Here is a 13896-nt window from a genome sequence, read left to right as displayed (position 1 = left end):
GGAGACTAAGGCAGCCGAATGGCTGCCTTTTTTACTGGCGCCAATCAGAACGGGTACGTTCCGGTAATGCTGAAATTACGCGGTGCGCTGTAGACGATAGAACCTTCTACGTTGGTATCATAGGTTTTATCGAACAGGTTATTGACGTTCCCCTGTAACGAGAAGTTTTTTGTCACCTGATAACGGGTGAACAGATCAACTGTCGTTTTCGGCGCGAAAGAATAATGCCAACGCAATACAGGCGGGTAACAATGGCGGCTGTGTATCCCTGTTTAATATATAAACTAAAGAGAAATCATGTTTTCGGTTCATTAGCAGGCGGAAATGGGAATAATAGCGATGTATGCGGCAGTAAAGCGATTTTTTGCTTAATAAATCGTGAGTTAAGGTTGAAAGAGCGGGTTTAACTCGACCATACTCTATACTCGCAGTGTGGCGCGGCGTAGCATGGCGCAACGCATGGCTATTATGAAAAAGGAAAATGTCGTGGCAGAAGAAACTATTTTCAGCAAAATTATTCGTCGTGAGATCCCCTCCGATATCGTTTACCAGGATGATCTGGTAACGGCGTTTCGCGATATTTCGCCGCAAGCGCCAACACATATTCTGATCATTCCTAATATCCTCATTCCTACCGTGAATGACGTGTCAACCGAGCATGAGCAGGCGCTGGGGCGCATGATCACCGTGGCGGCAAAAATCGCTGAGCAGGAAGGGATTGCCGAAGATGGTTACCGTTTGATCATGAATACCAACCGTCATGGTGGACAAGAGGTGTACCACATCCATATGCACCTGCTGGGTGGCCGTCCGTTGGGGCCAATGCTGGCGCATAAAGGTCTGTAACGATGAGAAAAGGATGCTTTGGGCTGGTGTCTCTGGCGCTGTTATTGCTGGTGGGTTGTCGCTCACATCCGGAAATTCCGGTGAATGATGAACAATCTCTGGTGATGGAGTCATCACTTCTGGCTGCTGGTATCAGCGCAGAAAAGCCTGTTTTTTCAATGTCTGACATTCAGTCTTCAGCATCCTCGACGCTCTATAACGAAAGGCAAGAACCCGTTACCGTTCATTATCGTTTTTATTGGTATGACGCCAGAGGGCTGGAGATGCATCCTCTGGAAACGCCACGCAGTGTCACAATTCCCGCGCGTTCAGCGGTGACTCTGTACGGCAGCGCCAATTATCTTGGGGCGCACAAAGTCAGACTTTATATTTATTTGTAAGGGGTGAATCTTGATGACAAAAATGAGTCGCTACGCCTTAATCACCGCGCTGGCGATGTTTCTCGCCGGGTGTGTGGGGCCACGTGAACCCGCACCGGTAGAAGAGGTGAAACCTGCGCCGGAGCAACCTGCCGAGCCGCAACAGCCAGTACCCACGGTGCCATCGGTGCCGACGATCCCGCAGCAGCCAGGGCCAATTGAGCACGAAGATCAAACCGCGCCTCCTGCACCGCATATTCGTCATTATGACTGGAATGGCGCAATGCAACCAATGGTCAGTAAGATGCTTGGGGCTGATGGCGTGACTGCGGGGAGCGTTCTGCTGGTTGATAGCGTTAACAACCGTACTAACGGTTCGCTGAATACCGGAGAAGCGACTGAAACGCTGCGTAATGCGCTGGCCAATAACGGTAAATTTACCCTTGTTTCCGCCCAGCAGCTTTCTATGGCTAAGCAGCAGCTAGGTTTGTCGCCGCAGGACAGCTTAGGCACGCGTAGTAAAGCCATAGGCATTGCTCGCAATGTCGGAGCTCATTACGTGCTTTACTCCAGTGCCTCTGGCAACGTCAATGCACCGACCCTACAAATGCAACTGATGTTGGTGCAGACGGGCGAAATTATTTGGTCAGGTAAAGGTGCCGTTCAGCAGCAATAATCCCATCACGCGCGACGAATTACTGTCGCGCTATTTTCCGCAGTATCATCCCGTCGCGACGTTTAATCATGGGCTTAGCGGCGGGAGTTTTCTCATTGAATATAAGGATCAGCGTTTTGTTGTGCGTCAGCCGCACGATCCTGATGCGTCGCAGTCCGCGTTTTTACGTCAGTATCGGGTGTTATCACAATTACCTGCATACCTTGCGCCAAAGCCGCATTTATATCTTCGTGGCTGGATGGTGGTTGACTATTTACCCGGCGAGGTAAAAACGCAATTGCCAGATACCGACGAACTGGCTGGCTTGCTGTATTATTTGCATCAACAACCGCGTTTTGGCTGGCGAGTAACGTTGTTGCCGCTACTGGAACTGTACTGGCAGCAAAGCGATCCTGCGCGGCGAACAACGGGGTGGCTGCGAATGTTGAAACGTCTGCGCAAAGCGCGGGAACCACAGCCACTACGCCTGAGTCCGTTGCATATGGATGTTCATGCCGGAAACTTGGTGCATAGCGCGTCAGGGTTAAAACTCATCGACTGGGAGTATGCCGGTGATGGCGATATCGCGCTGGAACTGGCGGCGGTGTGGGTGGAAAATACTGACCAGCACCGACGGTTGGTTAATGATTATGCCGTGCGGGCGAAGATTAATCCGGCGCAATTGTGGCGTCAGGTCAGGCGCTGGTTTCCCTGGTTGCTGATGCTGAAAGCAGGGTGGTTTGAGTACCGCTGGCAACAAACCGGCGATCAACAATTTATCAGGCTGGCCAATGACACCTGGCGGCAGCTATCAATAAAACAATAAGGAGAGCAGTGTGGGTCCAGTAATGTTGGATGTTGAAGGTTACGAACTGGACGCGGAAGAGCGTGAGATTCTCGCGCATCCGCTGGTCGGAGGGCTGATTCTCTTTACGCGTAACTATCACGATCCAGAGCAGTTACGCGAACTGGTGCGTCAGATCCGAGCAGCTTCGCGCAATCACCTGGTGGTGGCGGTGGATCAGGAAGGTGGGCGTGTGCAGCGTTTTCGTGAGGGTTTTACCTGCTTACCGGCGGCGCAATCATTCGCTGCACTGCTGGGAATGGAAGAGGGTGGCAAACTGGCGCAAGAGGCGGGTTGGTTAATGGCCAGCGAAATGATCGCTATGGATATTGATATCAGCTTTGCGCCAGTGCTGGACGTAGGGCATATCAGCGCGGCGATTGGTGAGCGTTCTTATCATGCTGATCCAGAAAAAGCCCTCGCAATCGCCAGCCGATTTATTGATGGTATGCATGAAGCCGGAATGAAAACCACCGGTAAACACTTTCCTGGTCACGGCGCAGTAACTGCTGACTCACATAAAGAGACGCCGTGTGATCCGCGTCCGCAAGCGGAAATTCGTGCCAAAGATATGTCAGTCTTCAGCACGTTAATTCGCGAAAATAAACTCGACGCCATTATGCCTGCGCATGTGATCTACAGTGATGTTGATCCGCGTCCGGCGAGCGGATCTCCCCACTGGCTTAAGACCGTTTTACGTCAGGAACTGGGTTTTGACGGTGTGATTTTCTCTGACGATTTATCGATGGAAGGCGCAGCGATTATGGGCAGTTATGCTGAACGTGGGCAGGCATCACTGGATGCGGGTTGCGATATGATCCTGGTCTGCAATAATCGTAAAGGGGCCGTCAGCGTGTTAGATAATCTGTCACCGATCAAGGCAGAACGTGTTACACGTTTGTATCATAAAGGTTCATTTTCGCGACAGGAACTGATGGACTTGGCTCGCTGGAAAGAGATCAGCGCCCGTCTGAATCAGTTACATGAACGCTGGCAGGAAGAGAAAGCAAGTCACTAACCCTGGCTTATGTGAGGAAGCGATGATTATCTATTTACACGGTTTTGACTCTAACAGTCCGGGTAACCACGAAAAAGTCTTACAATTGCAGTTTATTGATCCCGATGTACGGCTGATAAGCTACAGCACTCTGCACCCGAAACACGATATGCAGCATCTGCTCAAAGAAGTGGACAAAATGTTGCAACTGAATGTTGACGAGCGCCCGTTAATTTGCGGTGTTGGGCTGGGTGGTTACTGGGCGGAGCGGATTGGTTTTCTCTGTGATATCCGCCAGGTGATCTTCAACCCTAATCTGTTCCCTTATGAAAACATGGAAGGGAAGATTGATCGCCCGGAAGAGTACGCTGATATTGCTACTAAGTGTGTGACCAACTTCCGCGAGAAGAATCGCGATCGTTGCCTGGTGATCTTGTCGCGTCACGATGAAGCGCTTAATAGCCAGCGGACATCTGAAGAGTTGCATCATTATTACGAGATTGTCTGGGACGAAGAGCAGACGCACAAGTTCAAAAACATCTCCCCGCATTTGCAGCGTATTAAAGCGTTCAAAACCCTCGGTTAAAAGCTATCATCGGTCGCATCAGGTAACCTTGCCGCTATCTGATGCGCCCCGGATTCTGTAGGTCGGATAAGGCGTCCACGCCGCATCCGACAGCCGTGCACCAATGTCTGATGTGCATCTTATCAGGCCTAACACCTCACCCTGTTTCACTCTCCCGAAGCTGCTTGAACAATAAACAAAGCACTGTGTTTTTTGATCTCATCCGGTAAATCCGATTATCTTTTCAGCAACAAAACTTGATTCACATCAATTTTGGTATGACCAATGCACCATTCATGTTATTCTCAATAGCGAAGAACATTTTCATCACTGTAACCTGCTGTTAATTAAGGGCTATGATCATAACCATTAATTAACAATTGGTTAATAAATTTAAGGGGGTCACGTTGACTACGCCATTGAAAAAGATTGTGATTGTCGGCGGCGGTGCTGGTGGGCTGGAAATGGCGACACAGCTTGGACATAAGTTGGGGCGCAAGAAAAAAGCCAAAATTACGCTGGTAGATCGTAACCACAGCCATCTGTGGAAACCGCTGCTGCACGAAGTGGCGACTGGATCGCTCGATGAAGGCGTTGATGCGCTGAGCTATCTGGCCCATGCACGTAATCATGGTTTCCAGTTCCAGTTGGGTTCTGTGGTTGATATCGATCGTGAAGCGAAAACAATCACCATTGCTGAACTGCGCGACGAAAAAGGCGAACTGCTGGTGCCTGAACGCAAAATTGCCTATGACACGCTGGTAATGGCATTGGGCAGCACCTCCAACGATTTCAATACGCCGGGTGTAAAAGAGAACTGCATTTTCCTCGATAACCCGCACCAGGCGCGTCGTTTCCACCAGGAGATGCTGAATCTGTTCCTGAAGTACTCTGCTAATTTGGGCGCCAATGGCAAAGTGAACATTGCGATTGTCGGCGGCGGCGCTACTGGCGTGGAACTCTCTGCCGAACTGCACAATGCGGTGAAACAACTACATAGTTACGGTTACAAAGGGCTGACCAACGAAGCCCTGAATGTAACGCTGGTGGAAGCGGGCGAGCGAATTTTGCCAGCATTGCCGCCACGTATCTCTGCTGCGGCTCACAGTGAGTTAACGAAACTGGGCGTTCGCGTACTGACGCAAACGATGGTGACCAGTGCCGATGAAGGCGGTTTGCACACTAAAGATGGCGAATATATTCAGGCCGATCTGATGGTGTGGGCTGCCGGAATTAAAGCGCCGGATTTCCTGAAAGATATTGGTGGGCTGGAAACCAACCGTATCAACCAACTGGTGGTGGAACCGACGCTGCAAACCACGCGCGATCCAGACATTTATGCCATTGGCGACTGTGCGTCGTGTCCGCGTCCGGAAGGGGGCTTTGTACCGCCGCGCGCCCAGGCCGCACATCAGATGGCTACCTGCGCAATGAACAATATTCTGGCGCAGATGAACGGTAAACCACTAAAAAATTATCAGTATAAGGATCACGGTTCGCTGGTATCACTGTCGAACTTCTCTACCGTTGGTAGCCTGATGGGTAACCTGACCCGAGGTTCGATGATGATTGAAGGACGTATTGCGCGTTTTGTGTACGTTTCTCTGTACCGCATGCATCAGATTGCGCTGCATGGCTACTTTAAAACGGGGCTGATGATGCTGGTAGGTAGCATTAACCGCGTGATCCGTCCGCGTCTGAAACTGCATTAATTGGCTTGTACTGGCGGATGTGGTGTGAACGCCTCATCCGCCCTTACAGGAAGAGGACGATTTGTGAGCCTGATAAGACGCGTTAAGTGTCGCATCAGGCATCCCTTCAGACTCATCTGAATCATTCAGTATTTCCTGCTATTCCCGCGTTTTTCATCTTCTGTCTGATAGCGGCTTTTCCTCTTCGCTTGCATGATTGGCATAACTGCAAAGAAGGAGGTGTTCCCGTGAATAAATCAATGTTGGCGGGTATCGGGATTGGTGTCGCGGCTGCGCTCGGCGTAGCGGCAGTAGCCAGTCTGAACGTGTTTGAACGTGGCCCGCAATACGCTCAGGTTGTTTCTGCAATCCCAATCAAGGAAACAGTTAAAACACCGCGCCAGGAGTGCCGCAACGTCACGGTGACTCACCGCCGACCGGTGCAGGATGAAAATCGCATCGCCGGTTCGGTTCTGGGCGCTGTGGCGGGCGGGGTTATAGGGCATCAGTTTGGCGGTGGGCGCGGTAAAGATGTTGCCACCGTTGTGGGGGCGCTTGGTGGTGGGTATGCCGGTAATCAGATTCAGGGCTCTCTCCAGGAAAGCGATACTTACACGACCACCCAACAGCGTTGTAAAACGGTATATGACAAGTCAGAAAAAATGCTGGGATATGACGTGACCTATAAGATTGGCGATCAGCAGGGCAAAATCCGCATGGGTAGCGATCCGGGCACACAAATCCCATTGGATAACAACGGACAACTGGTTCTGAATAACAAAGTATAAAAAAGCTGTACTCTGCAATTTAGCCCCTCATTCGCTCAGGCTGAGGGGCTTTTTTTGCGTCTTATTTCACCAGCGCTGGCCATAAGCGCAATGTTGTCCGCGAAATCTGCATTAGTTTTTCCAGCGATGCGCCTTCCCGGGCACTGATCGACATCCCCTGAATTATACAATTAAGAAATTCCGCAAGATGCGTTACGTCACAGTGGGCAGGAATTTCCCCGCGAGCCTGGCGTTGACATAAAAACTGTTGCAAGGTGCGTTCCTGCATCGCGTGGCGTGACTTTACGGTATGGGCGATATCTCCGGAGTCCGGGGAGAGCGTGGCGCAGTTGTTAATCATAAAGCAACCTGCAGGGGTGTCTTTACTGGTAAAACAGCTCGCGATGGCGGCGAAATAGTCTGCCAGTGCAGACTCCACGCTTTTCTCTTCACAAAACAATTGCGCTTCGTGCTTTGCGGCAAAACGGTCGATATAGCGGTCAAGTACGGCGCGGAATAATCCCTCTTTGTTGGTGAATTCCGCATACAGCGTCGGCGCTTTGGCTCCGGTCGCTTCGACGAGATCGGCAAGGGAAGTTGCTTCATAACCGTGCAGCCAGAACAGTTTCATAGCCTTATCAAGCGCGGCTTCCCTGTCGAACATTTTGGGGCGGCCACGGCTTTTTTTTACACAATGTGCTGAGTCAGTTGCCATGATGCCGTTATACCTTGTAGCTGTGAATGAATGATTATTATAAAAATAATCACCACCGTTCACCAGTCCAGAGAGCAGAAAAATAATTGCTCCCTATTTAACTGAAATTTAAAGAATTTTAATTTAATTAATGAGTGTTATAAAAAATATCTTGTATGTGATCCAGATCACATCTATCATTTAGTTATCGATCGTTAAGTAATTGCTTGCGACGCCATTCATCTGCATAAGGTCACTATTATGAAAAACGTAAAAACCCTCATCACTGCGGCGATTTTAAGCTCCATGTCATTTGCCAGCTTTGCGGCTGTCGAAGTTCAGGCAACACCAGAAGGTCAACAAAAAGTGGGTACTATCAGTGCTAACGCGGGGACAAATCTGGGATCGCTGGAAGAACAACTGGCACAAAAAGCGGATGAGATGGGCGCAAAATCTTTCCGTATTACTTCAGTAACCGGCCCGAATACCCTTCATGGAACGGCAGTAATTTATAAATAAGCATTAACCCTCATTAATGCCCGCTACTGCTGCTTTTTTCCCCGCGACATGCCGTGCCGCGGGGATTTTTTTATCCGGTATTTACAACGCTTGTTGGTTCACTTGATGACGACGTACATCCACCGGCATTCCTGAACGTACATCCATCACATGCTGCATTACTTCGGCGTCAGTTCGCGCTGCATTTTTAAATGCCTGCATCGCACTATTGAGCGTAATCGGCAACAATTGCGGATCGTCATCAATCTTCTCTGACAGAGGCTGATGCACTTCTACCAGGCGTGCGCCATTTGGCTCGGCAGAGACTTTAATCGGTGTGTTGATAATGTTCACTTTGGTGCCAGGGGTGACCTGGCTGAAAAGTGTTTTGATATCGTCATCGCGCAGACGAATACAGCCGGAACTTACCCGCATACCAATGCCGAAATCGGCGTTTGTACCGTGAAGTAAATAAACGCCGCCATAGGCCGCCAGACGGATCGCATGATGACCCATCGGATTATCCGGTCCTGCCGGAACAACAGCCGGAAGTTCGATGCCCTGGGCTTTATAACGGGCGCGGATGTTTGCGGTAGGTGTCCATGTTGGGTTAGCTCGCTTGTCCGAAACGGTAGTTACCATTGTTGGTGTCAATGTGTCTCCGCCTAACTGGCCAATGCCGATCGGATATACGGTCACCGAATTTTTACCCGGTGGATAATAATAGAGACGTAACTCTGCAATATTGATCACAATGCCTTCACGTGGCGCATCCGGCAGCAGCGTTTGCAACGGAATCGTTAACACGCTTCCGGCTCGTGGTACATACGGATCAACGCCAGGGTTGGCCTGTAACAGCGCCAGGAAACCGACGTTATATTTTTTGGCGATGGCTTCCAGCGAACCACCGTCATTCTCCACCACATGAAATTTGTTTTCACCAACCAGACGACTACCCGCAGGTGGCAGCGGCCAGGTATTGGCTTTTGCCGGTAGCGCCAGTGCTACGGCTGCGGCGAACGTAAAATACGTCAGCCAGCGAGAAAAACGTGTTTTGATCATCACCAAAAATCCATAAAAAATATAAGGTTATTGTAATAAAAAGATAAGTATGAATTATGAATGGTGGCAGTGTCGGGTAGTGCAGGGAAGTGCAAAGAATTTGTAAATATTAGGAGAGATGCTGGTTCATGCCTGATGCGGCGTGAACGCCTTATCCGCCTGCAAATTCAATACACGGTAGGCCTGATAAGTGTAGCAAATTTTGTTTATGCTTTGTGTCTAAAGGGGGCATAACCGCCCCCCGATTTACTACTACGCGATGGCGTTCTCTTCCAGCTCACGCATAAACTGGCGCACCCAGTCGATACGTTGTTTCCGCTCGCTCAAATCCTGAATAAACTTCAGGCGCGTCGGGCCATCGAGACGATAGTGCTGCGGCTGTTTTTGCAGCAAACCAATCAACCAGGCTGGATTCACGTGATTCTTCTCGGCAAATTCGATCACGCCGCCTTTCTCATTCCCCTCCAGCTTCCGGATCCCCAGCTTCTGCGCTTGCTGGCGCAGGCGGGCAATCTCCAGCAGAGTACGTGCCGGATCCGGCAGCAGGCCGAAGCGATCGATAAGCTCTACTTTGATCTCTTCCAGTTCATTTTCCGTTTTGGCGCTGGCAATGCGTTTATAGAACGACAGACGTGTATTCACGTCAGGGATGAAATCGTCCGGCAGTAGCGACGGCATCCGCAGTTCGACTTCCGTTTGCTGGCTGGTGAGATCTTCCAGCGACGGCTCGCGTCCGGCTTTCAGCGCATCAACGGCGTTTTCCAGCAACTCCATATACAGCGAGAAACCGATGGTTTCCATCGAACCACTTTGTTCTTCACCGAGCAGTTCACCCGCACCGCGAATCTCCAGATCGTGAGTTGCCAGCGCAAAGCCCGCGCCAAGGTCTTCCAGAGACGCAATCGCCTCGAGACGTTTTTGCGCATCGGGAGTCATCGCTTTCGGATGTGGCGTCAGCAGCCACGCATACGCCTGATGGTGTGAGCGTCCGACGCGACCGCGCAACTGGTGCAACTGCGCCAGACCGAAATGATCCGCGCGTTCAATGATAATGGTGTTGGCGGTAGGAATGTCGATCCCGGTTTCGATAATTGTGGTACAAACCAGCACGTTGAAACGCTGGTGATGGAAATCATTCATCACCCGTTCCAGTTCGCGCTCACGCATCTGCCCGTGACCGATGGCAATTCGTGCTTCTGGCACCAGTTCCGCCAGCCGTTCGGCGGCTTTCTGGATGTTTTCCACGTCATTGTAGAGATAATAAACCTGCCCCCCACGCAAAATTTCACGCAGGACGGCCTCCCGGACGACCAGGCTGTCGTACTCGCGGACAAACGTTTTGACCGCCAGACGACGGGCGGGCGGTGTGGCGATAATTGACAGATCGCGCATTCCACTCATTGCCATGTTCAGCGTGCGCGGAATTGGTGTCGCGGTGAGCGTCAGTATGTCGACGTTCGCGCGCATCGCTTTAATGCGTTCTTTATGACGGACACCAAAGCGGTGTTCTTCATCGACAATCAGCAAGCCCAAATCTTTAAACTTGACGTCGTTTTGCAGCAGTTTGTGCGTGCCGATCAAAATATCGATTTTCCCTTCCGCCACTTCCGTAAGGATTTGCGCCTGTTCTTTGGCGCTGCGGAAACGGGAGATCATTTCGATGCGCACCGGCCAGTTAGCAAAACGGTCGCGGAAGTTGTCGTAGTGTTGTTGGGCGAGGAGGGTGGTTGGCACCAGCACTGCCACCTGCTTGTGGTTTTCCACCGCCAGGAAAGCGGCACGCATCGCCACTTCCGTTTTACCAAAGCCAACGTCACCGCACACCAGACGATCCATTGCCAGTGGCCGACACATGTCGCTAAGAACTGCGTTGATGGCCTGCGCCTGATCCGGCGTGGTTTCGAACGGGAAGCTGTCGCAGAACAATTGATATTGTTCGCGATCGTGTTTAAACGCGAAGCCTTCTTTGGCAGCGCGTTGGGCGTAGATATCCAGTAGTTCCGCTGCCACATCACGCACTTTTTCCGCCGCTTTCTGCCGCGCCCGTGACCACACATCTCCGCCAAGTTTATGCAGCGGAGCGTTTTCTTCTGCGCCACCGGCGTAACGGCTAATCAGGTGCAGCGATGATACCGGAACATACAGTTTGGCGTCGTTGGCGTAGGTGAGCATCAGATACTCGCCCGTAATGCCGCCAGCCTCCAGCGTGGTCATTCCGGCATAGCGCCCGACGCCATGTTCCAGGTGAACAACCGGCTGGCCGATATGCAGCTCCGCGAGGTTGCGGATCAGCGTGTCTGGGTTGATGGCGCGACGAGAGTCCTGACGACGACGGGCAACACGTTCACCGAGCAGATCGCTTTCACAAATCAGCGCCAGATGACGTACTGTATCGATAAAACCATGTTCGGCAGCACCGATCATCAGATAACGCCCACGCTCGCTGGCCTCATCGAGACGCATAATGCGTTGCGGGGCAATTTTGATTCGGGCGAGCAGTTCCCCGAGTGCTTCGCGGCGGCCTTCACTTTCTACCGAGAACACCACCGGGCCATCGAAGGATTCGAGAAATTTACGCAGCGCATCCAGCGGCGCTTTTTGTTGCGCCTGAATGGCCAGGTCTGGCAGTTTCTGAAAACCTAAATTGGCATTCGCTGCTTTCGTCGGTAAATGCTCGGTTTTAAGCTGCACGCGAGGCCAGTTTTTTAACGCCGAGAAAAGTTCATCCACTCGCAGCCAGAGCGATTGTGGCGGCAATAGCGGTCGCATCGGATCGACGCCGCGACTTTCAAAACGCGCCAGCGTATCGGCCTGGAAACGTTCGGCACTGTTTTCCAGATCGCCGGTATTCACCAGCAACGTATTGGCCGGGAAATAACTGAACAGTGGCGGCAGCGGTTCGCTGAAGAACAGCGGCTGCCAGTATTCGATCCCGGCAGGCAGCGTGCCTTTACTCACTTGCTGGTAAATATGTTCCGGATCGCGTTTCACCTCAAAAGTATCGCGCCACTGACTGCGGAACAGCTCAATCGCCGCTTTATCGGTCGGAAATTCATGTGCGGGCAGCAGGTTGATGGCTTCCACTTCTTCCAGCGTGCGCTGGCTGTCGACGTCAAATACCCGCAGGCTGTCGATTTCATCATCAAAAAAATCAAGACGATAAGGCAGTTCGCTGCCCATTGGGAAAAGATCCAGCAACGCACCACGCGTGGCGTATTCGCCGTGCTCCATCACCTGATCAACATGGCGATAACCAGCGCTGTCCAGTTGGGTACGCAATGCATCGCGCGATAACCGCTGACCTTTTTTCATTACCAGCGCATGGCCGTGGAGAAAACTGTGCGGGCAAACGCGCTGCATAAGCGTATTCACCGGAACAATCAGTACGCCACGCTGCATTGATGGTAACTGGTAAAGGGTGGAAAGACGCGAGGAGATAATGTCCTGATGAGGCGAAAAACTGTCGTAGGGGAGGGTTTCCCAGTCCGCCAGGTTCATCACCATCTGGTCGGTGAACTGGCTGATTTCATCGTGCAAACGCAGGGCATTTTGCATATCTGGTGCAATAAGCACCACCGGTCCGGCGTGACGTTCGGCAATTTCGGCTACCAGCGTCGCGCAGGCAGCTCCGGTTAACTCGCCCAGCAGACGCTGCTCACCCGCTTTGACGGGCAGCGTATAACGATATTGTTCAGGCATAACAGTTGTCAGAGTCTCGTTAGGATATGCCTCAACATATGGGGGCATATCTCTGATAAGCAATGCTGTTCATTATCCGGAATCGACATGGTTTAGCAAATTGAATCGCCCCGGCTGGGGCGATGGCTTAGCGAGAGTAACTGGTTGCAGGCAGAGAAGGCGGGGAGAACAACAGATCGTTGAATGCGCGTTGTGAAAATTTTCGCACCAGCAAGCCAGCCAGTGTGCAAATCAACAAACTGACAAAGGGATAAACCAGCAGGAGCGCCAGTTCGATTGGCGGCGACCAGCGCGCCGCGTTTATTTGCGGAATCAGACTTAAGCTGAATATCTCTACCAGAATGCGATGGGTGGTGTAGATGGCGATGGTGTTGGAACCAATCACATTCAACAGGCTGAGGGAACGCATACCGAAGCGCTGCTCGAACTGATAAAACAGCTTCATAATCACCACAATCGACACCAGCGACAGTAGTAGCGACACGTTCAACAACCAGGCTCCGATCGCCAGAACAGCCAGCAGCACTGCTATCAACAGATGGCGACGTAGCGGCACCTCTTTAACGTAGGTCATCAACGTTGAGCCAAACCATGCGCCAAGACTGTAATAAGGCAAATTGCGGATCACACTGTTCATCCCCCACCACGGTGTGGGAACGAAATTAACAGCCACGCTCATCAGTACAAACAGGGCGAATAACGGCAGTGCCTGGCGGTTAAAAGCTTTACACACCACGAAATAGACGATTAAGGCATACAGATACCACAAGCTGGTGCTGGCGGTGGCCATCCCATGCAGGAACTCGCCGGTGGAATCGGCATAAGCAGCATTGGCGGTATTGTTTAAATCGCGCTCTGGTGCCAGCCATTGGTTGAGCGCGCTCAACGCCAGCCACTGGACAATGCCCCAAAGCGCCAGCACCCAAAAGATGCTCCAGATGCGTTTATCGACACAATTACCCCACGGCACGCTGTCGATGTAGCGGCGAATCAAATAGCCGGATATAAAGAAAAAGACCGGCATCCGAAAGGGTGCAAGGTAAAGATTGAAATAGATCCAGCATTTGCTCAAGACTTCCGATAACGGATGCTGGAAAGTGGTCAGATGCGGATAAAAGGTAACAACCGAGTGATAAACCACCACCAGGCAAATACATAACCCTTTGATCTGATTAATCCATAGCTCTTTTTGTTTCATCAGGACAACGCGCTCATAAAA

Annotated in this window: 13 protein-coding genes and 1 pseudogene; 9 read left to right on the top strand and 5 right to left on the bottom strand. The window is 51.4% G+C overall.

Annotated features, from left to right (window positions below; all coding sequences use genetic code 11):
• Nucleotides 1–44: 44 nt before the first annotated feature.
• A pseudogene (locus tag C1192_RS06730) lies at nucleotides 45–200 on the bottom strand (TonB-dependent siderophore receptor); the annotation flags it as partial.
• Between the two features lie 286 nt (nucleotides 201–486).
• On the opposite strand from C1192_RS06730, the gene hinT reads away from it, so the two are divergent.
• The 8 genes from hinT (at nucleotide 487) to C1192_RS06690 (ending at nucleotide 6745) form a co-directional block, all read left to right on the top strand.
• Nucleotides 487–846, top strand: a complete 360-nt coding sequence (gene hinT / locus C1192_RS06725) for a purine nucleoside phosphoramidase (RefSeq protein ID WP_010377279.1) — start codon at nucleotides 487–489, stop codon at nucleotides 844–846.
• Nucleotides 847–848: 2 nt separating this feature from the next.
• Entirely contained in the window at nucleotides 849–1226 is a 378-nt protein-coding gene (locus C1192_RS06720) for a YcfL family putative periplasmic lipoprotein (RefSeq protein ID WP_001225274.1), read from the top strand.
• A gap of 13 nt (nucleotides 1227–1239) precedes the next feature.
• On the top strand, nucleotides 1240–1881 hold the full coding sequence (gene lpoB, locus C1192_RS06715; RefSeq protein WP_001516192.1) for a penicillin-binding protein activator LpoB: 642 nt from the start codon (nucleotides 1240–1242) through the stop codon (nucleotides 1879–1881).
• Nucleotides 1862–2686 (top strand): thiamine kinase, encoded by an 825-nt coding sequence (thiK, locus tag C1192_RS06710; RefSeq protein WP_001516193.1) that lies wholly within the window; start codon nucleotides 1862–1864, stop codon nucleotides 2684–2686. The genes lpoB and thiK overlap by 20 nt, the downstream gene beginning before the upstream one ends.
• Nucleotides 2687–2696: 10 nt before the next feature.
• Nucleotides 2697–3722 (top strand): beta-N-acetylhexosaminidase, encoded by a 1026-nt coding sequence (gene nagZ / locus C1192_RS06705; RefSeq protein ID WP_000529327.1) that lies wholly within the window; start codon nucleotides 2697–2699, stop codon nucleotides 3720–3722.
• A gap of 22 nt (nucleotides 3723–3744) precedes the next feature.
• Nucleotides 3745–4287 carry an alpha/beta hydrolase YcfP gene (gene ycfP, locus C1192_RS06700; RefSeq protein WP_000587920.1) on the top strand — a complete coding sequence of 181 codons (543 nt, stop codon included), beginning with the start codon at nucleotides 3745–3747 and terminating at the stop codon, nucleotides 4285–4287.
• Between the two features lie 386 nt (nucleotides 4288–4673).
• Nucleotides 4674–5978, top strand: coding sequence for an NADH-quinone dehydrogenase (gene ndh, locus C1192_RS06695; RefSeq protein WP_001516194.1), 1305 nt, complete (start codon nucleotides 4674–4676; stop codon nucleotides 5976–5978).
• A gap of 227 nt (nucleotides 5979–6205) precedes the next feature.
• A complete protein-coding gene (locus tag C1192_RS06690) occupies nucleotides 6206–6745 on the top strand; it encodes a glycine zipper 2TM domain-containing protein (protein WP_001516195.1) in 540 nt (179 codons plus the stop codon).
• Nucleotides 6746–6806: 61 nt separating this feature from the next.
• On the opposite strand, the gene comR is transcribed toward C1192_RS06690, so the two are convergent.
• On the bottom strand, nucleotides 6807–7439 hold the full coding sequence (gene comR / locus C1192_RS06685) for a TetR family copper-responsive transcriptional repressor ComR (protein ID WP_000179798.1): 633 nt from the start codon (nucleotides 7437–7439) through the stop codon (nucleotides 6807–6809).
• 240 nt (nucleotides 7440–7679) lie between these two features.
• Between comR and bhsA the strand changes: the two genes are divergently transcribed.
• On the top strand, nucleotides 7680–7937 hold the full coding sequence (gene bhsA, locus C1192_RS06680) for a multiple stress resistance protein BhsA (protein ID WP_001516196.1): 258 nt from the start codon (nucleotides 7680–7682) through the stop codon (nucleotides 7935–7937).
• A gap of 81 nt (nucleotides 7938–8018) precedes the next feature.
• Here bhsA and ldtC read toward each other — a convergent pair whose 3' ends face one another.
• From ldtC to C1192_RS06665, 3 genes are all read right to left on the bottom strand, one after another.
• On the bottom strand, nucleotides 8019–8981 hold the full coding sequence (ldtC, locus tag C1192_RS06675; protein WP_077784515.1) for a L,D-transpeptidase LdtC: 963 nt from the start codon (nucleotides 8979–8981) through the stop codon (nucleotides 8019–8021).
• Between the two features lie 249 nt (nucleotides 8982–9230).
• Entirely contained in the window at nucleotides 9231–12677 is a 3447-nt protein-coding gene (gene mfd, locus C1192_RS06670) for a transcription-repair coupling factor (RefSeq protein WP_024196607.1), read from the bottom strand.
• 127 nt (nucleotides 12678–12804) lie between these two features.
• The gene (locus C1192_RS06665; RefSeq protein WP_001516199.1) at nucleotides 12805–13875 is read right to left on the bottom strand and encodes an acyltransferase family protein; all 1071 of its coding nucleotides are present in this window, start codon (nucleotides 13873–13875) and stop codon (nucleotides 12805–12807) included.
• Nucleotides 13876–13896: the final 21 nt, after the last annotated feature.

This window comes from Escherichia marmotae (assembly GCF_002900365.1).
Lineage (GTDB): Bacteria > Pseudomonadota > Gammaproteobacteria > Enterobacterales > Enterobacteriaceae > Escherichia > Escherichia marmotae.
This window is presented reverse-complemented; position numbering and strand designations above follow the sequence as displayed.